The organism is Kocuria sp. U4B (genome assembly GCF_054875615.1).
Map to the genome: position 1 here is coordinate 2,970,129 of NZ_CM142180.1, position 24,097 is coordinate 2,994,225.

Here is a 24,097-nt window from a genome sequence, read left to right on the forward strand (position 1 = left end):
CGGCACGGGGGCCGGTGCCGGGGGTGTAGATTTGAGCGCAGTTCCCGGCGCCCCCGGCGCCCCACCCCACGACGCCCCGGGCCCGGCAGCACCTCGCCGCGCTCCCCGGGAGAAACGGAGCCCTCGTGGCGCTGCGCCTCTCCTCCCTGTTCCTGCGGACCCTCCGCGAAGACCCCGTCGACGCCGAGGTGGACAGCCACAAGCTGCTCGTGCGCGCCGGCTACATCCGCCGGGCCGCCCCCGGGGTCTACACCTGGCTGCCGATGGGGCTGCGGGTGCTCGGGAAGGTCGAGCGGATCGTGCGGGAGGAGATGGACGCGATCGGCGCCCAGGAGGTCCACTTCCCGGCCCTGCTGCCGCGCGAGCCCTACGAGGTCACCAACCGGTGGACCGAGTACGGCGAGAACCTCTTCCGGCTCAAGGACCGCAAGGACGCCGACTACCTCCTCGCGCCCACGCACGAGGAGATGTTCACCCTGCTCGTCAAGGACCTGTACTCCTCCTACAAGGACCTGCCGGTCACCCTCTACCAGATCCAGAACAAGTACCGGGACGAGGCCCGCCCCCGGGCCGGGCTGCTGCGCGGCCGCGAGTTCATCATGAAGGACTCCTACTCCTTCGACGTCGACGACGCCGGGCTCGACGAGTCCTACGCCGCCCACCGCGGGGCCTACCTGCGGATCTTCGAGCGCCTCGGCCTGCCGGTCGTGGCCGTCTCGGCGCAGTCCGGGGCCATGGGCGGGTCCCGCTCCGAGGAGTTCCTGCACCCCACCGAGATCGGCGAGGACACGTTCGTGCGCTCGGCCGGCGGCTACGCGGCCAACGTCGAGGCGGTCACCACCGTGGTGCCCGACGAGCTCGACGTCGCCGCCGCGCCCGAGGCCCGCGTCCTGGAGACCCCCGACAGCACCACCATCGACACCCTCGTCGAGCGCTCCAACGAGCTGCACCCCCGCCCCGAGGGCCCCTGGACCGCCGCCGACACCCTGAAGAACGTCGTCCTCGTCGTCGTGCTGCCCGAGGGCGAACGCCGTCTCGTGGCCGTCGGCCTGCCCGGCGACCGCGCCGTCGACCTCAAGCGGGTCGAGGCCGGGATCGGCGCCCTGCTCGGCATCGCCGGCGAGCTCGTGGTCGAGGCCGCCGGGGAGGCCGACCTCGCGGCCGTCCCGCAGCTCGTCAAGGGCTACATCGGTCCCGGGCTGAGCCCGGACCAGGCCCTGCTCGGCGAGGAGTCCGCCACCGGCATCAGCTACTTCGTGGACCCGCGCGTGGTCCGCGGCACCCGCTGGGTCACCGGCGCCAACGTGGCCGGCAAGCACGTCTACGACCTCACGGCCGGGCGCGACTTCACCTGGGACGGCGTCGTGGAGTGCGCCGAGGTCCGCGCGGGCGACCCCGCCCCCGACGGCTCCGGGCCCCTCGAGGCCGCCCGCGGCATCGAGATGGGCCACATCTTCCAGCTCGGTCGCAAGTACGCCGAGGCGCTCGGGCTGAAGGTCCTGGACCGGAACGGCAAGCTCGTCACGGTGACGATGGGCTCCTACGGCATCGGCGTCACCCGCGCCGTCGCCGCCCTGGCCGAGGCCTACCACGACGACAGGGGCCTGATCTGGCCCCGCCAGGTCGCCCCGGCCGACGTCCACGTGGTCGCCACCGGCAAGGGCGCCGAGGTGCTCGAGGAGGCCGAGCGGATCGTGGCCGAGCTCGAGGCCGAGGGCCTCGAGGTCCTCTTCGACGACCGCCCCAAGGTCTCCCCGGGCGTGAAGTTCGGCGACGCCGAGCTGCTCGGCGTGCCCACCGTCCTGGTGGTGGGCCGCGGGCTCAAGGACGGCGTCCTCGAGCTCAAGGACCGCGCCGGCGGCGTCGCCCAGGACGTCCCCCGCGAGGGCGTGGCGGCGACCGTGGCCGCCGCCGTGCGCGGCTGAGCCCCGTGGAGCTGCTCGGGGCCTGGCCGGGGACCTCGGGCCTGGAGCAGGTCGACCCCGGCGTCGTGGCGCTGCTCGTCGTGGCCGGCCTCGCCGCCGGGTTCGTCGACGCCGTCGTGGGCGGCGGCGGGCTGCTGCAACTGCCCGTGGTGCTCATGGTGCCCGGGATCAGCCCGGTCCAGGCGCTGGCCACCAACAAGATGGGCTCCGTCTTCGGCACCGCCACGAGCGCGCTGACCTACTACCGGCGCACCTCCCCGGACCTGCGCACCGCCCTGCCCATGGCCGGGGTCGCGCTGGCCGGAAGCTTCGGCGGGGCGGCGCTCGCGGCCTCCCTGCCGGAGGAGGTGTTCCGCCCGATCATCCTGGCGGCCCTGGCCGCCGTGCTGCTGTTCACGGTGGCCCAGCCCACCGTCGGCCAGCTCACCGAGCTGCGCCACAGCGGGGCCCGCCACTACGGCACCGCGATGGTGATCGGGACGGTGATCGGCGTCTACGACGGGGTGATGGGCCCGGGCACGGGCTCCTTCCTCGTCATCGCCATGATCACGCTGCTCGGCTACAGCTTCCTCGCGGCGAGCGCGAAGGCGAAGATCGTCAACCTCGCCACCAACGTGGGCGCGCTGGTGTTCTTCGTCGGCCACGGCTCGGTGCTGTGGGGCCTGGGGCTGGCCCTGGGCCTGTCCAACATGGTGGGCGGCTACCTCGGGGCGCGCACCGCGGTCGCCCGGGGCAGCCGGTTCATCCGGGTGGTCTTCCTCGTGGTCGTCACGGCGCTGATCCTCAAGCTCGGCGCCGACGTGGCGCGCGGGGCCTGACCCGTCACGGCCCGGCGCCGTTCCCGGCGATCCCCGGCAGGGCGTCGACCTCGCCCGTGAGCCCCGCCCGCACGCCGCCGGCCTGCTCGAGCGCGGCGAGCGCCCAGCACCGCGTCCCGGCCCCGGCGTGGCCGAGCACGTGCGCGGCCGCGGCCTGCACGTCGGCCGCCGCCGTCGCCGCGGCCGCACCGGGGTGCTCGGCGGCCCCGTCCGGGAGCACGTACGCGCCCGCCGGCAGGCCCGGCTCGGCCGCCAGCACGCCGCGGGCGACGGGGCCCGCGAGCAGCCGCCGGGTCCGCGCGGCGGCGTCGTCCAGGGCCGCGGCCGAGGGGGATCCCGCCGGGGCGAGCTCGGCGCGCGCGGACAGCGCCTCGAAGGCGTAGCCGGCCCGGTCCAGCGCCGACCACAGCACGGTGCCCGCCGCCGGCCTCCCGCGGTCCGTCACACCCCCGTCCGTCGCACCCCCGTCCGTCGCGCCCTCGTCCGCAGTGCTCTCGTCCGGGGCGCACAGCGCGCCGGAGGGCAGGGGAGCGGCGGGCCGCCCCGCGAGCTGCCGGGCCGTCGTGGCGCGGGAGGCCGCGGCCGCGGCGAGCACCCGGGCCAGGGCGGGATCGGCCACCGCGAGGGCGTCGTCGGCCAGCGTCCGGGCCGAGGCCGCCAGGACCGCGGGCGCCGGGCCGGCCGGTGCGCCCGGGCGCTGCTCCCGCGCCGCGGCCGCCGCGCGGTCGCCGGGGGCCGGGGCGAGGGCCTCGAGCTGGCGCCGCAGGTCCTCGCGCACCGCGGCCTGCTGCTCCGCGTCCAGCGCCGCCAGGGACGGGCCGCCGAGCAGGGCCTCGGTGCGCCGCCAGGCGTCGGCCCGGGCGAGCTCGTCCGCGGGCACCGGGCGCCCGGCCTCGAGCCACCAGCCGCCCGCGGCGCCGCTGCCGAGCAGGAGCGCCAGCACGGCCGGCAGGGCCCACCGGGCGGGCGTGCGGCGCTGCGTCACCGGGCGGCTCCTGGGGGGCGGGAATCGGGATGGGGGAATCGGCGGTCCGGGTCCATCATAGGATTTCCAGGACCGTTCCCCGCCCGTCCCGACCCCGCAGGAGCCCCCGTGAGCGAGCACAGCACCACCGGACCCGACGACCGCCAGCGACTGGCCGAGCTGCTCGGCCCCGTGGTGGAGGAGGCGGGGCTCGTCCTGGAGGACGTGGCCCTGAAGACCAACAGCACGGGACTGGTCCTGCAGGTGCTGGTCGACCTGCCCGAGGACCGCACCGACAGCGTGGACCTGGACCGGGTCGCCGAGGTCGCCCGCGCCCTGTCCGACGCCCTGGACCGGGACGACCCCGTGCCCGGCTCCGCCTACGAGCTGGAGGTCTCCTCGCCGGGCGCCACCCGGGAGCTCGTGGCGCCCCGGCACTGGCGGCGCTCCGTCGGCCGGCTCGTGCGGGTCACGCCCGTGGAGGGCGAGAAGTTCACGGCCCGGCTGCTGGAGGTGGGCGAGGACGGCGTCGTCCTGCAGCGCAGCCACCAGGCCAAGAAGGGGATGCCGCCGCGCCTGCTGGACCCCGAGCGCTGGGCGTTCGAGGCCGTGCGGCGCGCCAAGGTCGAGGTCGAGTTCACGGACTGAGCGGCCGCCCGCCGCGGGTGCGAGTGTAAGATGTGCCGTTGACACCGCCGCGCCCCCGGCGCCGCGGTGGGCAGTGCGACGACAACCGAGTGCAACGACAACAGTGCGAACATGACCCGTGGCAGCGCTCCGTCCCCGTGACGGTGCGCTGTTTCGTCCCCGGGGTCGACAGTGAGGAAGGCCGGACATGGACATCGATATGAGCACCCTCCGACTGCTGGAGCGTGAGCGCGACATCCCCGTGGACCTGCTCATCCCCACCATCGAGCAGGCCCTGCTGCTGGCCTACCAGAAGACCCCCGGCGCGCTGCCGGGCGCCCGGGCGCAGATCGAGCGCAAGACCGGCCACGTCACCATCTGGGCGCCCGAGCTCGACGAGGACGGCACCGCGGTGGGGGAGTTCGACGACACCCCGGCCGGCTTCGGGCGGATCGCCGCGTCCACGGCCCGGCAGGTCATCCTGCAGCGGCTGCGCGACGTCGAGGACGACGCCGTGCTCGGGCACTTTAAGGGCCGGGAGGGCGAGATCGTCTCCGGGCAGATCCAGCAGGGCCACAACCCGCACATGGTGCAGGTCGACCTCGGGACGGTGGAGGGCGTGCTGCCCCCGCACGAGCAGGCCCCCGGCGAGAAGTACCCCCACGGCGCCCGCATCCGCGCGTTCGTCGTCGAGGTCAAGCGCGGGATGAAGGGCCCCTCCATCACGCTCTCCCGCTCGCACCCGGACCTGGTGCGCCGGCTGTTCGAGATGGAGGTCCCCGAGATCGCCGACGGCTCGGTCGAGATCATGGCGATCGCCCGCGAGGCCGGGCACCGCACCAAGATCGCGGTGCGCGCCACCAAGCAGGGGATCAACGCGAAGGGCGCGTGCATCGGCGAGATGGGCTCCCGCGTGCGCGCGGTGATGAACGAGCTGCACGACGAGAAGATCGACATCGTGGACTGGTCCGAGGACCCCGCCCGGTTCATCGCCAGCGCCCTGTCCCCGTCGAAGGTCACCCGGGTGCAGGTGCTCGACGAGCGCGCCCGGTCCTCCCGCGCCGTCGTGCCCGACACCCAGCTGTCCCTGGCCATCGGCAAGGAGGGCCAGAACGCCCGCCTCGCCGCCAAGCTCACCGGGTGGCGGATCGACATAGTCTCCGAGTCCAAGGCCGCCGCCCGCGACTGACGCCCGTTCCGCCCCGGTCCCCGGCCGCCGCCCGCGCCGGGGCGCCCCCGCGCGCCCGGATTCGGTCCCCGGGCCGCGCCGCGATAGACTGGACAGCGGTCAGACCGTTGGTGGTCCCTGTCCGGCGCCGGGTGAGCGCGCCGCGGGGCGTTTCCGGCGTCCCGGCGCGAGACGAGGAGTACGACGCGAGTGAGTGCAGACTCCCGCCGCACGTGCGTCGGATGCCGGACCACCGAACACCCTGACCAGCTCGTACGTGTGGCGACCGAGACGTCCGGGAACGGCCCCAGGGCCGTCCTCGACCGGACCGGCCGCCTCGGCGGTCGTGGAGCCTGGCTCCACCCCTCCCTCGAGTGCCTGGACACGGCCCTGCGCCGGCGCGCCTTCCAGCGCGCGTTCCGGGGACCCGTGGACGCCGAGGGGATCGCCCCCGCACTGGGCGCCCTGCTGTCCTCGCGGACGGCCCGGCGCCCGGGCGCACGAGTGCCGACCACGGCCGTCCCCGGACGGCAGCCCGCGCGGTCCGACCGGACCGGAGACCACGTCCCCTCGCGGGTCGGAACTGGAAAGCGAGTCAGAGAACCCATGGAAAACCGATGAGTGCCCAGCGATGAGTGCTTCGTTGTGCTCTGCCAGCGGCCTCCCGCGTCCCCGCGCCGTCCTCGACGGCCGGGAGGACTCCGGGAGCCTCAACGGAAAATAAGTGGTTCGTGCCTGTTTCGGTGCGAACCGAGACAGGAGAGAAGTGGCCAAGCCCCGCGTTCACGAGCTCGCGAAAGAGCTCGGAATAACGTCCAAGGAAGCGATCACCACGCTTCAGTCCCTGGGTGAGTTCGTCCGAGGTGCGTCCTCGACCGTCGAGCCCCCCGTCGCCAAGAAGCTGCGCTCCGCGTTCGCCGGCAAGGCGGACAAGGGCGCCGCCCCGGCGCGTCCGGCCGAGAGCCGTGCGTCCGCCGCGCCCCGCCCGGGCACGGGCCCCAAGCCCGGCACCCGCCCCGGCGCCCCGGCCAAGCCCAGCACCGCCGCGCCCGCCCCGGCCGCGGCGCCGGCCGAGCGGCCGGCCCCGCGCGCCCAGCAGCCGTCCGCGGCTGCGCGTCCCGCCGCCGAGCGCCCGGCCTCCCCGGGCGCCAAGGCCCCGGGGTCCGCCCCGCGGCCCGGCAACAACCCGTTCTCCAGCCAGCAGGGCATGTCCCGCGGGCAGGGTGCGCCCCGTCCCGGTGCCGCCGCCCCGCGGCCCGGTGCCGCCGCGCCCCGTCCGGGCGCCGACGCCCCGCGGCCCGGTGCCGCCGCCCCGCGCCCGGGTGCTGCCGCGCCCCGTCCGGGCTCGGCGGCACCGCGTCCCGGTGCTCCCCGTCCGGCCGGTCCCCGTCCGGGCAACAACCCGTTCGCGGCCCAGCAGGGCATGCGCTCCGGGCGGCCGGAGCGCCAGGGCGGTCCCCGTCCCCAGGGCCAGGGCGGCCCCCGTCCCCAGGGCCAGGGCGGCCCCCGTCCCCAGGGCCAGGGCGGCCCCCGTCCCCAGGGCCAGGGCGGTCCCCGTCCCCAGGGCGGTCCCCGCCCCGGCGGGCCGCGCCCCAGCCCCAACATGATGCCCGGCCACACCTCCGGCGTCGCCCCGATCGGTTCGCGCCCCGCCGGCGGCGCGGGCGGTCCCCGCCGCGGCGGTCCCGGCGGCGGTGCTGCGGGCGGCGGGTTCTCCCGTCCCGGCGGCGGCCCCGGCCGCGGCGGCCGCGGCGGCACCCAGGGCGCCTTCGGGCGCGGCGGTGCGCGCGGCAAGCAGCGCAAGTCGAAGCGGGCGAAGCGCCAGGAGCTCGAGCAGATGAAGGCCCCGACCGTCGGTGGCGTCTCCGTTCCCCACGGCGACGGCACCACGGTCGTGCGGCTGCGCCGCGGCGCGTCGCTGACGGACTTCGCGGAGAAGATCAACGCGAACCCGGCCTCGCTGGTGACCGTGCTCATCCACCTCGGTGAGATGGCGACCCAGACGCAGTCGCTGGACGAGGAGACGTTCCAGCTGCTGGGCGCCGAGCTCGGCTACCAGATCCAGGTCGTCTCCCCGGAGGACGAGGAGCGCGAGCTCTTCGAGTCCTTCGACATCGACCTGGACGCCGAGGCCGCGGCCGAGGGCGAGGACGTCCTCGAGGCCCGCCCGCCGGTCGTGACCGTGATGGGCCACGTCGACCACGGCAAGACCCGCCTGCTCGACGCCATCCGCAACACCAAGGTGATCGAGGGGGAGGCCGGTGGCATCACCCAGCACATCGGCGCCTACCAGATCAGCACCGAGGTGGACGGCGAGGAGCGGCAGATCACGTTCATCGACACCCCGGGCCACGAGGCGTTCACCGCCATGCGTGCCCGTGGTGCCCAGGTGACCGACATCGCCGTGCTCGTGGTCGCCGCCGACGACGGCGTCATGCCGCAGACGGTCGAGGCGCTCAACCACGCGCAGGCGGCCGGCGTGCCGATCGTCGTCGCGGTGAACAAGATCGACAAGCCCGAGGCGAACCCGGAGAAGATCCGCGGCCAGCTCACCGAGTACGGCCTGGTCCCCGAGGAGTACGGCGGCGACACCATGTTCGTCGACGTCTCCGCGCGCCAGAACCTGCACATCGACGACCTGCTCGACGCGGTGATCCTGACCGCGGACGGCGCCCTCGAGCTGCTGGCGAACCCGAACAAGGACGCCCGCGGCGTGGCCATCGAGGCCAACCTCGACAAGGGCCGCGGCGCGGTCTCGACCGTGCTCGTGCAGTCCGGCACGCTGGAGGTCGGCGACGCGATCGTCGCCGGCGGCGCGTACGGCCGCGTGCGGGCCATGTTCGACGAGAACGGCAAGCCCGTGGAGTCGGCCGGTCCCTCGCGCCCCGTGCAGGTCCTCGGGCTCAACTCGGTGCCCCGGGCGGGCGACACCTTCCTCGCCACCGAGGAGGAGCGCACCGCGCGCCAGATCGCCGAGAAGCGCCAGGCCGCGGACCGCAACGCCCAGCTCGCGAAGCGCCGCAAGCGGATCACCCTCGAGTCCTTCGACGAGGCGGTGGCCGCGGGCAAGATCGACACGCTCAACCTCATCATCAAGGGCGACGTGTCCGGTGCCGTCGAGGCGCTCGAGGACTCGCTGCTCAAGATCGACGTGGGCGACGAGGTCCAGCTGCGCGTCATCCACCGCGGTGTCGGTGCGATCACCCAGAACGACGTCAACCTGGCGACCGTGGACAACGCGGTCATCATCGGCTTCAACGTCCGCCCCGCCGAGCGCGTGGCGGAGCTGGCCGACCGCGAGGGCGTCGAGATGAAGTTCTACTCGGTGATCTACAACGCCATCGACGAGGTCGAGAGCGCGCTCAAGGGCATGCTCAAGCCGGAGTACGAGGAGGTGGCGCTCGGCACCGCCGAGATCCGCGAGGTGTACCGCTCCTCGAAGTGGGGCAACATCGCGGGTGCCTACATCACCAAGGGCGTCATCCGCCGCAACGCCAAGGCCCGGCTGGTCCGGGACGGCAGCGTGGTCGCGGACAACCTCTCGATCGACTCGCTGCGCCGGTTCAAGGACGACGCGACGGAGGTCCGCGAGGGCTACGAGTGCGGTATCGGGCTCGGCTCCTTCAACGACATCCACGAGGGCGACCTCATCGAGACGTGGGAGATGCGCGAGAAGCCGCGCGCCTGACCCGTCCCGGGCCCCGCACCGCGCGTGCGGGGCCCGTCCGGCGGCGGCACGGGCCCGCCCGTGCCGCCGCCGCACCCCCCATCCGTTCTCGACCCGAGGAGCACCCACCATGGCCGACGCCGCACGCGCCGCCCGACTCGCCGACCGGATCAAGGTCGTCGTGGCCCAGGCGCTCGAGCGCCGCGTCAAGGACCCCCGGCTGGGGTTCGTGACCATCACCGACGCCCGGGTCACCAACGACCTCCAGCACGCCACCCTCTACTACACGGTCTTCGGCACCGCCGACGAGCAGGAGAGCACCCGGGCGGCCCTGGAGTCCGCCAAGGGCGTCCTGCGCGCCGAGGTCGGGCGCAACATCACGGCCCGCCTCACCCCGACCCTCACGTTCGTCCCCGACGAGATCCCCGTGAATGCCTCCCACCTCGAGGAGGTGCTGCGCGCGGCCCGGGAGAAGGACGCCGAGGTCGCGGCGCAGGCCGCCCGGGCCGCCTACGCGGCCGGGGAGGACCCCTACCGGAAGCCGGCCGAGGAGGACGACGAGTCCTCCGCGGACCGCTGAGCGCCCGGAGGCACCGTCCCGGTGACCCGTGCACACGCTGACGTCCCGAGCCCGGACCCGTCCCTGCCGACGGTGTCCGGGCTCGTGGTCGTGGACAAGCCCGCCGGCTGGACCAGCCACGACGTCGTCGCCCGCATGCGGCGCCTCGCCGGCACCCGCAAGGTCGGCCACGCGGGGACCCTCGACCCCATGGCCACCGGCGTCCTCGTCGTCGGCGTCGAGAAGGCCACCCGCCTGCTGACCTACGTCGTCGGCCAGGACAAGACCTACGAGACCACCGTGCGGCTGGGCCAGAGCACGGTGACCGACGACGCCGAGGGCGAGCTCGTCGGCGTCGCCGACCCCGCCGCCGTGGCCGCGGTGACCGACGAGGCCGTCACCGCCGGGGCCGCCCGCCTCACCGGGGCCCTCCTCCAGGTGCCCGCGAAGGTCAGCGCCATCAAGGTCGGCGGCCGCCGCGCCTACGCCCAGGTCCGCGCCGGGCAGGACGTGGAGCTCGCCGCCCGGCCCGTGACCGTCTCCGCGTTCGACGTCCACCGCGTCGTGCGCACCACGGACGGCGCCGGACGACCGGTCCTGGACGTCGAGGCGACCGTCACGTGCAGCTCCGGCACCTACGTGCGCGCCCTGGCCCGGGACCTGGGCGCGGACCTGGGCGTCGGCGGGCACCTGACCGCGCTGCGCCGCACCCGGGTGGGCTCGCTGACCCTGGGCTCCGCCGCGACCCTCGAGGAGCTCGCCGAGCGGGTGGCCGCGGGCCGGCCCCTGCCCGTCACGAGCATCGAGGAGGCCGCCGCCGGGCTCTTCCCGGTCCGCCGGCTGAGCGCCGCCGAGGCCGAGGACACCGCCCACGGCCGGCGGATCGGGCCCAGCCTCGGCGACCCCGCCGACGGGCCCCTCGACAACGACGCCGTCACCGCCGGGTTCGCCCCGGACGGCCGGCTCGTCGCCCTGCTCTGCGACCGCGGCCACCGCGGGGAGCGCACCGCCAAGCCCGTGCTCGTGTTCCTGCCGGGGGAGCGGTTCGTGCCCCCCGGCCCCGCGCCGCACGCCTCCGGGGAGCCGTCCTGATGCTCTGGGGCTACGACGCGTGGTTCTGGGCGTCCGTGGTGCTGGGCGCGCTGTCGTTCCTGCTCTGCGCGGCGCAGGCCGTGCGCGGGCGGCGCCCGGACGACTTCACGCAGGGCTCGGTGCTGCTGCTCGAGGCGTTCCTGCTGGTCTACGCGCTCGGCTCGGTCGTGATGCACGTCGTGGGCCCGGGCCCCACCGGCTCGGCCCTCGAGTACTGGGGCTACCTGCTCACCGCCCTGCTGATCCCCGCGGGGACGTTCGTGTGGTCGCTCGTGGAGCGCTCGAGCTGGTCCAACTACGTGCTGGCGGCCGCCGGCCCGGTCGTGGCGATCATGGTCTACCGGATGAACTTCATCTGGTACTACCAGTGAGCCCCGCCGCCGCCACCCCTCCCCGTCCGACCCGAACCGCGCAGGAGCCCTCCCTCATGCCGCAGCAGCCCTCCGACCCCGGTCCCACCCGGCTCCAGCAGCGCTTCGGCCCCCGGGCCGGCGCCGTGCGCGCCGACCGCAAGTCCTCCGGCTTCGGGCGGCTGATCACCGTGGTCTACGCGGTCTTCTCCCTCTCCGCCGGCGTCCGGTCGCTGTACCAGGTCCTCACCGACTTCGGCGCCGCCCCGCTGCCCTACCTGCTCTCGGCGTTCGCCGCCGCCGTCTACGTCCTGGCGACCGTCGCCCTCGCCCGCCCCGGGGCCCGCTGGCACCGCCTGGCCACGGCCGCCGTGCTCGTCGAACTGCTCGGCGTGCTGGGCGTGGGCCTGCTCTCGGTGCTCGCCCCCGGGCTGTTCCCCGAGCAGAGCGTGTGGTCCCACTTCGGCCAGGGCTACGGCTACGTCCCGCTCGTGCTGCCGCTGGTGGGGCTCGCCTGGCTGTGGCGCAGCAGGCCCCGCCGGGACGCCGCCCCGGCCTGAGCCCTCCCGGCCGCCCCTCCCGTGCGGCCCCGCCGCCGCGCAGCGGGTAGGCTCGTGCGGGTGCCGTGACGCCCGCCCGGCCCGCCCGCCGCCCCGTCCCGGAAGGAACCCCGCCCATGCCCGCACGCCCCGACGCCGCCGAGCGCTACGACGTGCCCGTCCTGACCGACGGCACCGTGGTCCTGCGCCGGCTGGAGCCGCGGGACGTCCCGCAGCTGGCCCTGAACTGCGCGGACCCCGTGGCGGCCGAGTACACCACCGTGCCGCTGGACTACACCGAGGACGACGCCCGCTGGTACGTCGAGCAGTTCGTCCCGGAGGCGTGGCGCGCGGGCCAGGAGCACAACTGGGCGGTGGCCGACGCCGCGACCGACCGGCTCCTCGGCACCGTCGGGCTCAACGCCCTGCGGGGGACCACGGCCGACGTCGGGCTCAACTTCGGCCCGCACGCCCGGGGCACCGGCGCCGCGGAGGCCGCCTGCCGGCTGCTGCTCGACCACGCCTTCGCCGCGCGGGGGCTCACCTATGCTTACTGGATGGCCAAGGTCCCCAACTGGGCCAGCCGCAAGCTCGCGTGGCGGCTGGGCTTCCGGTCGCCGGTGCGGATCGACGGCTTCATGGCCCAGCGCGGCGCCTCCGTGGACGCCTGGCTGCTGACCCTCGCCGCCGGCGACCCCCGCGCCCCGCAGGCGGCGTGGGACGGCCCGCCCGCCCCGTCCCGCACCCGCTGACCCACCGCCCCCCGACCCCGAATCGTTCCTGCGAGGAGAACCGTGTTCCGCTGGCGAGAGCTCTCTGACGTCCCCCCGGGCTTCGGCCCGTCCGTGGTCACCATCGGCAACTTCGACGGCGTCCACCGGGGTCACCAGCAGGTGATGCGCAAGCTCGTGGACCTGGCCCGGGAGCGCGGGTGGGCCTCGGTCGTCGTGACGTTCGACCCGCACCCCGCGCAGGTGCACCGGCCCGGGAGCCACCCCGGGCTGATCATGGGCACGCAGGACAAGCTCGACGCCCTCGACGCCACGGGGGTGGACGCCGTGCTCGTGCTGTCCTACTCCCTGGAGTTCGCGCGCCAGTCCACGGAGGAGTTCGTGCTCGGCGCGCTCGTGGGGCCCCTCGGGGCGCGGTGCCTCGTCGTGGGCACGGACACCCGCCTGGGCCGGGACAACTCCGGCAACGTCGACACCCTGCGGGCCCTGGGGGCCCGCCACGGCTTCGAGGTGCTCGTCGTCGAGGACCTCCTCGACCCCCTGGGCGAACCCGCCGCCGAGGACGCCGAGGCGCACCGCCGCTGCTCGTCCACGTGGATCCGCGCGTGCCTGCACGACGGGGACGTGCGCGCGGCGGCCCGGCTGCTGGGGCGCAACCACCGGATCCGCGGCGAGGTCGTGCACGGCGCCGCGCGCGGCCGCGAGCTCGGCTACCCCACGGCCAACCTCTCCCCGGACGCGGCGGGCTTCGTGCCGGCCGACGGCGTGTACGCGGGCTGGCTCGTCGACGCCCAGGGCACCCGCTGGCCCACGGCCATCTCCGTGGGCTCCAACCCGACGTTCGAGAACGTCCCCCGCCAGGTGGAGGCGCACGTCATCGACCGCCCGGAGGAGCCGGTGGAGGACTTCGACCTCTACGGCCAGGACGTGGTCGTCGAGTTCGTGGAGCGGCTGCGCGGGATGGTCGCCTACGAGGGCGTCGACAAGCTCGTGGCTCAGATGGACGACGACGTCGCCCGCACCCGCGAGATCCTCGCCGCCGAGGCCTGAGCCGGGCCGCCCGCCCCGCCCGGGGGCGCGGCGGGCGGCTACATCTCCTCGTGCGTGTTCGGGTCGGCGCCGGAGCCGCTGATCCCGGTGTGCAGCAGGCGCATCCGGTGCATCTGGTCCTCGTCGAGCTCCCAGTCCAGGACGTCCAGGTTCTCGGCCATCCGCCGGGTGTCCGAGGTCTTGGGGATCGGCACGGTCCGGGACTGCAGGTGCCACCGGAGGACCACCTGCGCGGGGGTGCGCCCGGTCCGCCGCGCGATCGCGGCGATCCACTCGTGCTGCAGGACGTCCGTCCTGCGGCCCAGCGGTGACCACGCCTGGGTGATGATGCGGTGCTCCTCGTGGAACTCCCGCAGCCGCTCCTGCTGGTACTGCGGGTGCAGCTCCACCTGGTTGACCGCCGGCGTCTCCCCGGTCTCGTCGACGAGGCGCCGGATGTGGGCGGGGGTGAAGTTGGACACGCCCACCGAGCGCACCAGACCCTCCTCGCGCAGCCCCAGCATGGCCCGCCAGCTCTCCGCGTAGCGGTCCACCGACGGGTTCGGCCAGTGGATCAGGTACAGGTCCACGTGGTCGGTGCCCAGCCGCTCCAGCGAGCCCTCGAGGGAGCGGCGCACGGAGTCCGTGCCGTGGTCGCGGCCCGGGAGCTTGGTGGTGAGGAACACCTCGGAGCGCGGCACCCCGGACGCGGCGACCCCCCGCCCCACGCCGGTCTCGTTGCCGTAGTTCACCGCGGTGTCGACCATCCGGTAGCCCCGCATGAGCGCCTCGGCCACGTTCGCCTCCGCCTCGGCGTCGTCCATCGGGTAGGTGCCCAGCCCGATCGCCGGGATGCGGTGGCCGTCCCGCATCACGTGCGTGCGGCCCGCCGGCCCCGGGCCGTCCTGCTTGTCCTTGCTCACGCGCTGCTCCTGTGTCGTGTCCTGGTCCTGCACCTGCGGCTCCTGCCTGCGACGTCCGCCGCGCACCTGCTGCGGGGCGGGCGTCGCGCCGGGCCCGGGGGCGCCGGCGTGCCGCCGTCGTTCCCGTCCCATCTTGGCCCACGGCTCCGGCAGCGCCCAGCGCAGCGCGCCGTCGCGGGCGGGGGTGGGGTGAGGACCGCGCGTCCGCTAGACTTGACGGCGGTCCGACTGCAGTCCGTGGTTGTCGGGCCCCCGGGCCCGCCCGGGACCCGGCGACGAACCCGTCGTCCGGGCCGCACGGTACTGACTCGAACGGAGTTATCACATGGCCCTTGACGCCGCCATCAAGCAGGACATCATCAAGGAGTACGCGACGCACGAGGGCGACACCGGTTCGCCCGAGGTGCAGATCGCGGTCCTGTCTCGCCGGATCTCCGATCTGACCGAGCACCTGAAGCAGCACAAGCACGACCACCACACCCGCCGCGGCCTGATGGCCCTGGTCGGTCGTCGTCGCCGCATGCTGGGCTACCTGCGCGACACCGACATCGAGCGCTACCGCTCGCTCATCGAGCGGCTCGGTCTGCGCCGCTAGTCGGCCCCCGGCGGCGTCCCCCGGCCCCGGGAGGACGCCGCCGTGCACCCCGCCCGCCCCGGCACGGACGCCGGGCGGGCCACCGCAACAACCGAACGACCAGCACACCAGCTGACGGGGCGACCGCGCCGATCATTCGCGGTCCTCGGTAGTGATCTCCGGAAACCGGACGGCCGCACGGCCCCGGTGGTCCGTGGATCTCGATCGAAGACCGGGTGGTCGCGGGACGTCCCGCCGACACGAAACGGAGGTGACCCGTGGAGGGTCCCGAGATCCAGTACGCCGAAGCCGTCATCGACAACGGCTCCTACGGGAAGCGCGTCGTGCGCTTCGAGACCGGCCGCCTCGCCAAGCAGGCCGCCGGCGCCGCCCTCGTCTCCATCGACGAGGACACGACCATGCTCTCCGCCACGACCGTGGGCAAGTCCCCGCGCGAGGGCTTCGACTTCTTCCCCCTCACGGTGGACGTCGAGGAGCGCATGTACGCCGCCGGGCGCATCCCCGGCTCCTTCTTCCGCCGCGAGGGCCGCCCCTCGACGGACGCGATCCTCACCTGCCGCCTGATCGACCGCCCGCTGCGCCCGGCCTTCGGCAAGGGCATCCGCAACGAGGTCCAGGTCGTCGTCACGGTCCTGTCCATCAACCCGGACGAGATCTACAACACCGTGGCGATCAACGCCGCCTCGATGTCCACCACCCTCTCCGGGATGCCCTTCCAGGGCCCGGTGGGCGGCGTGCGCATGGCCCTCATGGCCGGTGAGAACGGGCAGCACCAGTGGGTCGCGTTCCCGAAGCACTCGCAGCTCGAGAACGCCGTGTTCGACATGGCCGTGGCCGGCCGCGTCGTCACCGCCGCGGACGGGTCCCAGGACGTCGCGATCATGATGGTCGAGGCCGAGGCCACCGACAACTCCTGGAACCTCATCAAGAGCAACGGCGCGGTCGCCCCGACCGAGGAGCTCGTGGCCCAGGGCCTCGAGGCCGCCAAGCCCTTCATCCAGGCGCTGTGCGAGGCGCAGGCCGACCTCAAGGCCCGCGCCGGCCGGCCCGCGATGGAGCTGCCGCGCTTCGGCGGCTTCGGCGACGACGTCAAGGACGCCGTGGCCGCCGCCGCCGGCTCCCGCCTCGCCGAGGTCTACTCGATCGCCGGCAAGCAGGAGCGCGAGGTCGCCACCGACGAGCTGCACCAGTCCGTGCTCGCCGAGCTCGCCGGGGAGGGCATGCCCTTCGCCGACCGCAGGGACGAGGTCAACGGCGCCTACCAGGCCCTCACCAAGCACACCGTGCGCCAGCGCATCCTCACCGAGCAGGTGCGCATCGACGGCCGCGGCCTGACGGACATCCGCCAGCTCACCGCCGAGGTCGAGGTCCTGCCGCGCGTGCACGGCTCCGCCATCTTCGAGCGCGGCGAGACCCAGATCATGGGCGTCACCACGCTGAACATGCTCAAGATGGAGCAGCAGATCGACTCGCTGTCGCCCGTCAAGACCAAGCGCTACGTGCACCACTACAACTTCCCGCCGTACTCCACCGGCGAGACCGGCCGCGTGGGCTCCCCGAAGCGGCGCGAGATCGGCCACGGCGCCCTCGCCGAGCGGGCCATCACCCCGGTGCTGCCCTCGCGGGAGGAGTTCCCCTACGCCATCCGCCAGGTCTCCGAGGCGCTGGGCTCCAACGGCTCCACGTCGATGGGCTCCGTGTGCGCCTCGACACTGTCCCTGCTCAACGCCGGCGTGCCCCTGCGCGCCCCGGTCGCGGGCATCGCCATGGGCCTGGTCTCCGACCAGGTGGACGGGGAGACCCGCTACGCCGCGCTGACCGACATCCTCGGCGCCGAGGACGCCCTCGGCGACATGGACTTCAAGGTCGCCGGCACCGCCGAGTTCGTCACCGCGATCCAGCTCGACACCAAGCTCGACGGCATCCCCTCCTCGGTCCTGGACGCCGCGCTGACCCAGGCCCGCGAGGCGCGCCTGCACATCCTCGAGGTGATGAACGGCGCGATCGACCGTCCGGACGAGATGAGCGAGTTCGCCCCGCGCGTGATCTCCGTGACCGTGCCCGTCTCCAAGATCGGCGAGGTCATCGGCCCCAAGGGCAAGATGATCAACCAGATCCAGGAGGACACCGGGACGGACATCTCGATCGAGGACGACGGCACCGTCTACATCGGCGCCACCGACGGGCCCTCCGCCGAGGCCGCGCGCGCGGCGATCAACGCGATCGCCAACCCGCAGGTCCCCGAGGTCGGCGAGCGCTACCTGGGCACCGTGGTGAAGACCACGACCTTCGGCGCCTTCGTCTCCCTCACCCCGGGCAAGGACGGCCTGCTGCACATCTCGGAGCTGCGCAAGCTCAACGAGGGCAAGCGCGTCACCGACGTCGAGGACGTCCTCGGCGTGGGCCAGAAGGTCCAGGTCGAGATCACCAAGGTCGACGACCGCGGCAAGCTCTCGCTGGCCCCCGTGGTCGCCGAGGAGCCGAACGTCTTCCCCGAGGACGACGACGCCGAGGCCGACGCGACCGTCGAGGCCTGAGCGGCCCCGCCGCGCAGACCGCCGCACCGACCGTGACGCCCGGCGTCACACCGACAGGAGCAGATCACAGGACATGACGGCAGTCGATCTGCCGCTGGAGGCGGGCGACCGCGGCCCGGGGGAGACCCCCGGCCCGGACGCCCGCCTCTCGGCGGTCCGTACCAGTTCTCCCCGCACCGCGGCCGCGGCCCTCACCACGGCCGCCGCCGGGTTCAGCCACACCCTCCACGAGGGGGACGGCGGCAACGTGGTGCGCCGCACGGTGCTGCCCTGCGGCACCCGCGTGCTCACCGAGCGGATGCCGGCCCAGCGGGCCGTGACCGTCGGCTTCTGGGTGGGCGTGGGCTCCCGCGACGAGGAGCCCGGCCGGCTGGGCTCCACCCACTTCCTGGAGCACCTGCTGTTCAAGGGCACCGACCGCCGCTCGGCGCTGCAGATCGCGGAGGCCTTCGACGAGGTGGGCGGGGAGTCCAACGCGGCCACGGCGAAGGAGCACACGTGCTACTACGCCCGCGTGCTCGCCGAGGACCTGCCCATGTCCATCGACGTGATCACGGACATGGTGACCTCCGCGGCGATCGACCCCGAGGAGCTCGAGCGCGAGCGCGGGGTCATCCTCGAGGAGCTCGCCATGGACAAGGACGACCCCGAGGACGTCGCCTTCGAGGAGTTCACCCAGAACGTGCTCGGCGCGCACCCGCTGGGCCGGCCCATCGGCGGCACCCCGGAGGAGATCCTCGCGGTGCCCCGGGACGCGGTCGTGGAGCACTACCGGCGCCACTACCGTCCCGAGGGCCTCGTGGTGACCGCGGCCGGCGGGCTGGAGCACGACGTCGTCGTCGCCCTCGTCGCCGAGGCCCTCGAGCGCGCCGGCTGGGACCCCGCGCGCCCCGCCGCGCCCGTGCCCCGGCGCGAGCGCACTCCGGCGCCGCTGGCCCCCGACTGGGGCGAGCACTTCCTGCAGCGGCCCGTGGAGCAGACCAACGTGGTGGTCGGCCGCCCCGGGCTCGTGGCCGGGGACGAGCGCCGCTTCGCCATGACCGTGCTCAACGCCGCCCTCGGCGGGGGCATGTCCTCCCGGCTGTTCCAGGAGGTCCGCGAGAAGCGGGGCCTCGCCTACAGCACCTTCTCGTTCTCCGGGGCCTACTCCGACGCCGGCTACTTCGGGATGTACGCGGGCTGCCTGCCCGCGCGCACCGACGAGGTCGTCGCCCTGATGACCGGCGAGCTCGAGAAGCTCGCCGCGGACGGGATCGGCGCCGACGAGCTGCGCAAGGTCGTGGGCCAGCTCGGCGGGGGCACCGTGCTCGCCCTCGAGGACACCGGCTCCCGGATGTCCCGCCTGGGCTCGGCCGAGCTGAAGTCGGGGGAGTTCTACGACATCGACGAGTCCCTCGACCGCGTCCGCTCCGTGACCCCCCAGCAGGTGCAGGAGCTCGCCGCGTGGCTCGCCCAGGGACCGGTCGTCACCACGATCGTGGCCCCCACCCGGCGCTGACCGCCCGCCGGGCACTGCCCGTTGACCTAGAGTTGGAGCCATGACCGACAGCACCGCACCCACGCCCCGGCCCGCCGGGCCCGCCGCCGCGACCCCTGCGCCCGAGGACCTGCGGGTGGCCGTGCTCGGGGCCCGCGGCCGGATGGGCAGCGAGGCCGTGCAGGCCGTCCGCCGGGCCCCGGGGCTGCAGCTCGTCGCCGAGCTGGGCCGCGAGGACTCCCTCGAGGCCCTGGTCGCGGCCGGTGCCCAGGTGGTCGTCGACCTCACCGTCCCGTCCGTGACCGAGGGCAACGTGCGCTTCGCGGTCGAGCACGGCATCCACTGCGTCGTGGGCACCACCGGGTGGGACGACGAGGGCCTCGCGCGGACCGCCGCGCTGCTGGCGCGGCACCCCGGCGTCGGCGTGCTCGTCGCGCCCAACTTCTCGATCGGCGCGGTCCTCGCCATGCGCTTCTCCGCGCAGGCGGCGCGGTTCTTCGAGTCGGTCGAGATCGTCGAGCTCCACCACCCGGACAAGGTCGACGCGCCCTCCGGCACGGCCGCCCGCACGGCCGCCCTGGTCGGGCGGGCCCGCCGGGAGGCCGGGGTGGCGCCCTCGCCGGACAGCACGAAGCAGGACCCGGGCGGGGCCCGCGGCGCGCTCGTCGAGGACGTGCGGGTGCACTCCGTGCGGCTGCGCGGGCTGGTCGCCCACCAGGAGACCCTGCTCGGCAACCTCGGCGAGCAGCTGACCATCCGCCACGACTCCTTCGACCGGATCTCCTTCATGACCGGGGTGGTCCTCGGCGTGCGCGAGGTCGCCTCCCACCCGGGGCTCACGCACGGCCTCGAGGGCTACCTCGACCTGGGCCTCTGAGCCGATGACGTCGATCCGGGCCTGGGGCTGGGGCCTGCTCGCCGCCGGGCTGCTCACGCTGTGGCTGCTGCCCATCACCGGCGGCGCGAAGCTGTGGGTGCTGGCCGTGCTCGTCTTCGCGGGCATGTTCACGCTGCTGGAGTCCACGAGCCGGGGCAAGCTGCTCGCCGCGGCCATGGTGACCCTGCTCGCCGTCTACCTCGGCGCGAGCCTGCACCGCGCCGTGCTGCTGCTGGGCACCGACGGGTGGATCGCCAAGGGCTTCGGGCTGGCCATGCTGGTGCTGCCGGCCGTGGGCGTCTGGGCGCTCGTGCGCGAGGTGCTCTTCGGGGTCCGCACCGAGCAGCTCGGCCGGGCCCTCGCGGCGGAGGGCGGGCTGCCCCCCGACGACCTCCCGCGCACCCCCGGCGGGCGGATCGTCCGCGAGGCCGCCGACGCCCGGTTCGAGACCCACCGGGCCGAGACCGAGGCCGACCCCGGCGACTGGCGCAACTGGTACCGGCTGTCCCTCGCGTACGCCGCGTCCGGGGACCGGGCCCGCGCCCGCGCGGCCATGCGCGACGCCGTGGCCCTGTCCCGGGGCCGGCCCGCCCGCCACGTCGACCCCGCCGGCCCCGCCGGCGAGGACCGGGGCTGAGGCGGTGGCCACGACCGTCAACCCCGACGACGGCACCGAGATCTCCTACCGCACGGCCGGGCCCGACGACGGCGCGGCCGCGGCCGCGACGGTGGTGCTGCTGCACGGCACCGCGCTGTCCAAGGCGGTGTGGCAGGGCTACGGCTTCGTCCCGGCCCTGCGCACCGGCCACCGCGTGCTCGCCGTGGACCTGCGCGGCCACGGCCGCAGCGGCAAGCCCGGGCGCCCCGAGGACTACGCCATGGACCTCGTGGCCGGCGACGTCGCCGCCGTCCTGGCCGCCGAGCGCACCGGCCCGGTCCACGTCGTGGGCTACAGCTACGGGGCCCGGATCGGGCTGCACCTGGCGGCCACCCGCCCCGGGCTGCTGGGCGCGCTGACCGCGATCGCCGGGACGTGGCGCGGCACACGCGGGCGGATCGGCGAGCTGTTCTTCCCCGGCTTCCTCGACGCCCTGCGCGCCGGGATCGCCGACGGGCGGGGGATGGAGGCGTTCGTCACCGAGTGGGAGCGCTCGCTGGGCCACCGCGTGGACCCGGCCACCCGGGCGGCGATGCTCGCCAACGACGCCCGCGCCATGCTCGCCTACATGACCCGCACCGAGGAGCAGCCCGGCCTCGGCCCGCACGAGGTCGCGGCCATCACGGTCCCCACCCTGTTCGTGGTGGGGGAGCGGGACGCCCCCCAGCTCGAGGACTCCGCGGCCGCGGTGCGCATCCTCCGGGAGCACGGCACGCGCACCCGCCTCGACGTCGTCCCCGGCCGCGGGCACGGCGACGTCCTGGGCGACCGCGAGCGCATCCTCGACAGCGTGGCGCGCTTCCACGGGGGCCCGGCCGGTGCCGCGGGGACCGAGACGGTACGCTGACAACCATGACTGCCATTCCCCACGCATCGCAGCCCGACCGCCCCGCGGCCGAGGGCAGCCCCCTGTTCGGGACGCTGCTCACCGCCATGATCACCGTCTTCCGCCAGGACGGCTCCGTGGACCTGGACGGCACGGCCGCCGAGGCGCAGCGGCTCGTCGACGGCGGATGCGACGGGCTGGTGGTCTGCGGCACCACGGGCGAGTACTCGACCATGACCGACGACGAGAACCTCTCGGTCTTCCGCGCGGTGAAGGACGCCGTGGGAGGCCGCGTGCCGCTGCTGGCCGGCACCGGCTCCAACGACACCGAGCACTCCCGCTACCTCTCCCGCGAGGCCGCGAGGATCGGCATGGACGGGCTGCTCATCGTCACGCCGTACTACAACAAGCCCACGCAGGCGGGCGTCGAGGCGCACTTCCGCAGCCTCGCGGACTCCGTCGACGTGCCCATCATGCTCTACGACATCCCGGGCCGTGCGGGCATCCCCATCGCCCCGGAGACCCTCATCTCGCTGGCCGCGCACCCCAACATCGTGGCCGTCAAGGACGCCAAGGCGGACCTGCTCGCCGCGACCCGCGTGCTGGCCGAGACGGACCTGCTCTACTACTCCGGCGACGACGGCCTGACCCTGCCCTGGATGGCGCTGGGCGCGGTCGGCCTGGTGGGCGTGACCACCCACGTGGCGACCCGGCAGTACCGCCAGCTCATCGACGCGATCCGCGCCGGGGACCTGGACACGGCCCGGCGGATCAACTTCGCCCTGGAGCCCGTGGTCCGCGCGACCATGACGCGCGCCCCCGGCGCCGTGGCCGCCAAGACGATTCTCATGTGGCAGGGCAAGCTGCCGCACAACACCGTGCGGCTCCCGCACGTCCGTCCCACGGAGGCCGAGGCCGCCCAGATCCGCGCGGATCTGGCGGGCTCCATCATCTCCGACACCCTGCTCGAGAAGATCGACTGACGAAAGGGGTCTCATGACCCAATGGCACACTGACCTGTCCGCTCCCCCCGCCCTCGCCAAGGACGTCCTGCGCATCGTCCCGCTCGGCGGACTGGGGGAGGTGGGGAGGAACATGACCGTGTTCGAGATCAACGGGCAGCTGCTCGTGGTCGACTGCGGCGTGCTCTTCCCCGAGGAGACCCAGCCGGGCGTGGACCTGATCCTGCCCGACATCAACTACATCATCGACCGGCTCGACGACATCGTGGCCGTGGTCCTCACCCACGGGCACGAGGACCACATCGGCGCCGTGCCCTACCTGCTCAAGCGCCGCCCGGACATCCCCATCATCGGCTCGCAGCTCACGCTCGCGCTGATCGAGGCGAAGCTCCAGGAGCACCGCATCAAGCCCTACACCATGGCGGTGCGCGAGGGGCAGGTCGAGCACCTCGGCGAGTTCGAGTGCGAGTTCGTCGCCGTCAACCACTCCATCCCGGACGCGCTCGCCGTGTTCCTGCGCACCAAGGCCGGCACCGCGCTGCACACCGGCGACTTCAAGATGGACCAGCTGCCGCTCGACGGGCGGATCACCGACCTGCGCCACTTCGCCCGGCTCGGGGAGGAGGGCGTGGACCTGTTCCTCACCGACTCCACCAACGCCGAGGTGCCCGGCTTCACCGCCACCGAGAAGAACATCGGGCCCGTGCTCGCCGACGTGATCGGCAAGGCGCCCAAGCGGGTCGTCGTCGCGTCCTTCTCGTCCCACGTCCACCGCGTGCAGCAGGTGCTCGACGCGGCGCACGAGCACGGCCGCAAGGTCGTCTTCATGGGCCGGTCGATGGTGCGCAACATGACCATCGCCGAGAAGCTGGGCTACCTCGAGGTCCCGCCGAACACGCTGATCGACCAGAAGAAGCTCGACGACCACCCCGACTCCCGGGTCGTCATCATGTGCACCGGGTCGCAGGGCGAGCCGATGGCCGCGCTGTCCCGCATGGCCAACGGGGACCACCGGGTCCAGCTGGACCAGGGCGACACCGTGATCCTCGCGTCGTCGCTGATCCCGGGCAACGAGAACTCGGTGTTCCGGATCATCAACGGGCTCATGCGCCTCGGCGCCGACGTCGTGCACAAGGGCAACGCGAAGGTGCACGTCTCCGGGCACGCCTCGGCGGGCGAGCTCCTGTACTGCTACAACATCGTCGAGCCCGAGTACGTCATGCCCGTCCACGGCGAGGTCCGCCACCTCATCGCCAACGGCCGGCTCGCCGAGGAGACGGGCGTGCCCACCGACCACGTGCTGCTCGCGGAGAACGGCACCGTGGTGGACATGGCCGGGGGCAAGGTGCGGATCACCGGCCAGGTGGAGTGCGGCGACGTCTACGTGGACGGCTCCTCCGTGGGCACGATCACCGAAGCCGACCTCAAGGACCGGCTGGTGCTCGCCGAGGAGGGCTTCATCTCCGTGATCACCGTGGTCAACCGGGACACCGGCAAGGTCGTCAGCGGCCCCGACATCCACGCCCGCGGCGTCGCCGAGGACGACAGCGTCTTCGACGACATCACGCCGAAGATCGCCGCCGCCCTCGAGGAGGCGATCAACCACTCCGGCAAGAACCACACGACGCAGCAGCTCCAGCAGGTGGTGCGCCGCACCATCGGCTCGTGGGTCAGCCGCAAGCTGCGCCGCAAGCCCATGATCGTGCCGGTGGTCATCGAGGCCTGAGCGCCGCCCCCGTCCCGCCGCCTCCTCCCGTCCGTCGTGCCGCGGAC

The 24,097-nt window shown here is 74.2% G+C and carries 22 protein-coding genes; 20 read left to right on the forward strand and 2 right to left on the reverse strand.

Features of this window, described 5'->3' with window-relative positions:
* Positions 1–125 precede the first annotated feature (125 nt).
* Positions 126–1,925, forward strand: coding sequence for a proline--tRNA ligase (locus ACYSMR_RS13940; RefSeq protein ID WP_461746018.1), 1,800 nt, complete (start codon positions 126–128; stop codon positions 1,923–1,925).
* A gap of 5 nt (positions 1,926–1,930) precedes the next feature.
* Positions 1,931–2,743, forward strand: coding sequence for a sulfite exporter TauE/SafE family protein (locus ACYSMR_RS13945; protein ID WP_374238481.1), 813 nt, complete (start codon positions 1,931–1,933; stop codon positions 2,741–2,743).
* 4 nt (positions 2,744–2,747) lie between these two features.
* Here the strand turns inward: ACYSMR_RS13945 and ACYSMR_RS13950 are convergent, their stop codons facing one another.
* Positions 2,748–3,728 carry a hypothetical protein gene (locus ACYSMR_RS13950; RefSeq protein WP_461746021.1) on the reverse strand — a complete coding sequence of 327 codons (981 nt, stop codon included), beginning with the start codon at positions 3,726–3,728 and terminating at the stop codon, positions 2,748–2,750.
* Between the two features lie 108 nt (positions 3,729–3,836).
* Here ACYSMR_RS13950 and ACYSMR_RS13955 point away from each other — a divergent pair, with 108 nt between their 5' ends.
* The 10 genes from ACYSMR_RS13955 (at position 3,837) to ACYSMR_RS14000 (ending at position 13,490) form a co-directional block, all read left to right on the forward strand.
* Positions 3,837–4,355 (forward strand): ribosome maturation factor RimP, encoded by a 519-nt coding sequence (locus ACYSMR_RS13955; RefSeq protein WP_251333135.1) that lies wholly within the window; start codon positions 3,837–3,839, stop codon positions 4,353–4,355.
* Positions 4,356–4,542: 187 nt separating this feature from the next.
* A complete protein-coding gene (gene nusA, locus ACYSMR_RS13960; protein WP_251333136.1) occupies positions 4,543–5,523 on the forward strand; it encodes a transcription termination factor NusA in 981 nt (326 codons plus the stop codon).
* A 258-nt stretch (positions 5,524–5,781) separates the two neighbouring features.
* Positions 5,782–6,123, forward strand: a complete 342-nt coding sequence (locus tag ACYSMR_RS13965) for a YlxR family protein (RefSeq protein ID WP_251333137.1) — start codon at positions 5,782–5,784, stop codon at positions 6,121–6,123.
* 145 nt (positions 6,124–6,268) lie between these two features.
* On the forward strand, positions 6,269–9,190 hold the full coding sequence (infB, locus tag ACYSMR_RS13970) for a translation initiation factor IF-2 (RefSeq protein ID WP_461746024.1): 2,922 nt from the start codon (positions 6,269–6,271) through the stop codon (positions 9,188–9,190).
* Between the two features lie 109 nt (positions 9,191–9,299).
* Positions 9,300–9,749, forward strand: coding sequence for a 30S ribosome-binding factor RbfA (gene rbfA / locus ACYSMR_RS13975; RefSeq protein WP_251334829.1), 450 nt, complete (start codon positions 9,300–9,302; stop codon positions 9,747–9,749).
* Positions 9,750–9,770: 21 nt separating this feature from the next.
* Positions 9,771–10,820: a tRNA pseudouridine(55) synthase TruB gene (gene truB / locus ACYSMR_RS13980; RefSeq protein WP_461746026.1), complete on the forward strand. Its 1,050-nt coding sequence runs from the start codon at positions 9,771–9,773 to the stop codon at positions 10,818–10,820.
* Complete coding sequence (locus ACYSMR_RS13985) at positions 10,820–11,191, forward strand: hypothetical protein (RefSeq protein ID WP_309126267.1); 372 nt, start codon at positions 10,820–10,822, stop codon at positions 11,189–11,191. Before truB ends, ACYSMR_RS13985 begins: the two co-directional genes overlap by 1 nt.
* A 56-nt stretch (positions 11,192–11,247) precedes the next feature.
* Positions 11,248–11,730 carry a hypothetical protein gene (locus ACYSMR_RS13990; RefSeq protein WP_251334832.1) on the forward strand — a complete coding sequence of 161 codons (483 nt, stop codon included), beginning with the start codon at positions 11,248–11,250 and terminating at the stop codon, positions 11,728–11,730.
* Between the two features lie 116 nt (positions 11,731–11,846).
* Positions 11,847–12,461: a GNAT family N-acetyltransferase gene (locus tag ACYSMR_RS13995; RefSeq protein ID WP_309126266.1), complete on the forward strand. Its 615-nt coding sequence runs from the start codon at positions 11,847–11,849 to the stop codon at positions 12,459–12,461.
* A gap of 42 nt (positions 12,462–12,503) precedes the next feature.
* Positions 12,504–13,490, forward strand: a complete 987-nt coding sequence (locus tag ACYSMR_RS14000) for a bifunctional riboflavin kinase/FAD synthetase (RefSeq protein ID WP_461746029.1) — start codon at positions 12,504–12,506, stop codon at positions 13,488–13,490.
* A gap of 38 nt (positions 13,491–13,528) precedes the next feature.
* On the opposite strand, the gene ACYSMR_RS14005 is transcribed toward ACYSMR_RS14000, so the two are convergent.
* Entirely contained in the window at positions 13,529–14,392 is an 864-nt protein-coding gene (locus ACYSMR_RS14005; protein WP_251334084.1) for an aldo/keto reductase, read from the reverse strand.
* Between the two features lie 325 nt (positions 14,393–14,717).
* Here ACYSMR_RS14005 and rpsO point away from each other — a divergent pair, with 325 nt between their 5' ends.
* The 8 genes from rpsO (at position 14,718) to ACYSMR_RS14045 (ending at position 24,050) form a co-directional block, all read left to right on the forward strand.
* Positions 14,718–14,987, forward strand: a complete 270-nt coding sequence (rpsO, locus tag ACYSMR_RS14010; protein WP_251334083.1) for a 30S ribosomal protein S15 — start codon at positions 14,718–14,720, stop codon at positions 14,985–14,987.
* A 257-nt stretch (positions 14,988–15,244) separates the two neighbouring features.
* Positions 15,245–17,524: a polyribonucleotide nucleotidyltransferase gene (locus ACYSMR_RS14015; RefSeq protein ID WP_461746032.1), complete on the forward strand. Its 2,280-nt coding sequence runs from the start codon at positions 15,245–15,247 to the stop codon at positions 17,522–17,524.
* A gap of 73 nt (positions 17,525–17,597) precedes the next feature.
* Positions 17,598–19,022: a M16 family metallopeptidase gene (locus ACYSMR_RS14020; RefSeq protein WP_461746034.1), complete on the forward strand. Its 1,425-nt coding sequence runs from the start codon at positions 17,598–17,600 to the stop codon at positions 19,020–19,022.
* Positions 19,023–19,062: 40 nt separating this feature from the next.
* A complete protein-coding gene (gene dapB / locus ACYSMR_RS14025) occupies positions 19,063–19,878 on the forward strand; it encodes a 4-hydroxy-tetrahydrodipicolinate reductase (protein ID WP_251334080.1) in 816 nt (271 codons plus the stop codon).
* Between the two features lie 4 nt (positions 19,879–19,882).
* Complete coding sequence (locus ACYSMR_RS14030) at positions 19,883–20,515, forward strand: hypothetical protein (protein WP_461746036.1); 633 nt, start codon at positions 19,883–19,885, stop codon at positions 20,513–20,515.
* A gap of 4 nt (positions 20,516–20,519) precedes the next feature.
* The gene (locus tag ACYSMR_RS14035) at positions 20,520–21,383 is read left to right on the forward strand and encodes an alpha/beta fold hydrolase (RefSeq protein ID WP_309125883.1); all 864 of its coding nucleotides are present in this window, start codon (positions 20,520–20,522) and stop codon (positions 21,381–21,383) included.
* Between the two features lie 5 nt (positions 21,384–21,388).
* Positions 21,389–22,345 carry a 4-hydroxy-tetrahydrodipicolinate synthase gene (gene dapA, locus ACYSMR_RS14040; RefSeq protein WP_285859856.1) on the forward strand — a complete coding sequence of 319 codons (957 nt, stop codon included), beginning with the start codon at positions 21,389–21,391 and terminating at the stop codon, positions 22,343–22,345.
* 13 nt (positions 22,346–22,358) lie between these two features.
* Complete coding sequence (locus ACYSMR_RS14045) at positions 22,359–24,050, forward strand: ribonuclease J (RefSeq protein ID WP_251334077.1); 1,692 nt, start codon at positions 22,359–22,361, stop codon at positions 24,048–24,050.
* Positions 24,051–24,097: the final 47 nt, after the last annotated feature.

Excerpts from the sequence above, each read along its gene's own strand:
- nusA (WP_251333136.1), top strand. The coding sequence starts at position 4,543 with ATGGACATCGATATGAGCACCCTCCGACTGCTGGAGCGTGAGCGCGAC.
- rbfA (WP_251334829.1), top strand. The coding sequence starts at position 9,300 with ATGGCCGACGCCGCACGCGCCGCCCGACTCGCCGACCGGATCAAGGTC.
- ACYSMR_RS13985 (WP_309126267.1), top strand. The coding sequence starts at position 10,820 with ATGCTCTGGGGCTACGACGCGTGGTTCTGGGCGTCCGTGGTGCTGGGC.
- ACYSMR_RS13990 (WP_251334832.1), top strand. The coding sequence starts at position 11,248 with ATGCCGCAGCAGCCCTCCGACCCCGGTCCCACCCGGCTCCAGCAGCGC.
- ACYSMR_RS13995 (WP_309126266.1), top strand. The coding sequence starts at position 11,847 with ATGCCCGCACGCCCCGACGCCGCCGAGCGCTACGACGTGCCCGTCCTG.
- rpsO (WP_251334083.1), top strand. The coding sequence starts at position 14,718 with ATGGCCCTTGACGCCGCCATCAAGCAGGACATCATCAAGGAGTACGCG.
- ACYSMR_RS14020 (WP_461746034.1), top strand. The coding sequence starts at position 17,598 with ATGACGGCAGTCGATCTGCCGCTGGAGGCGGGCGACCGCGGCCCGGGG.
- dapB (WP_251334080.1), top strand. The coding sequence starts at position 19,063 with ATGACCGACAGCACCGCACCCACGCCCCGGCCCGCCGGGCCCGCCGCC.
- ACYSMR_RS14030 (WP_461746036.1), top strand. The coding sequence starts at position 19,883 with ATGACGTCGATCCGGGCCTGGGGCTGGGGCCTGCTCGCCGCCGGGCTG.
- dapA (WP_285859856.1), top strand. The coding sequence starts at position 21,389 with ATGACTGCCATTCCCCACGCATCGCAGCCCGACCGCCCCGCGGCCGAG.
- ACYSMR_RS14045 (WP_251334077.1), top strand. The coding sequence starts at position 22,359 with ATGACCCAATGGCACACTGACCTGTCCGCTCCCCCCGCCCTCGCCAAG.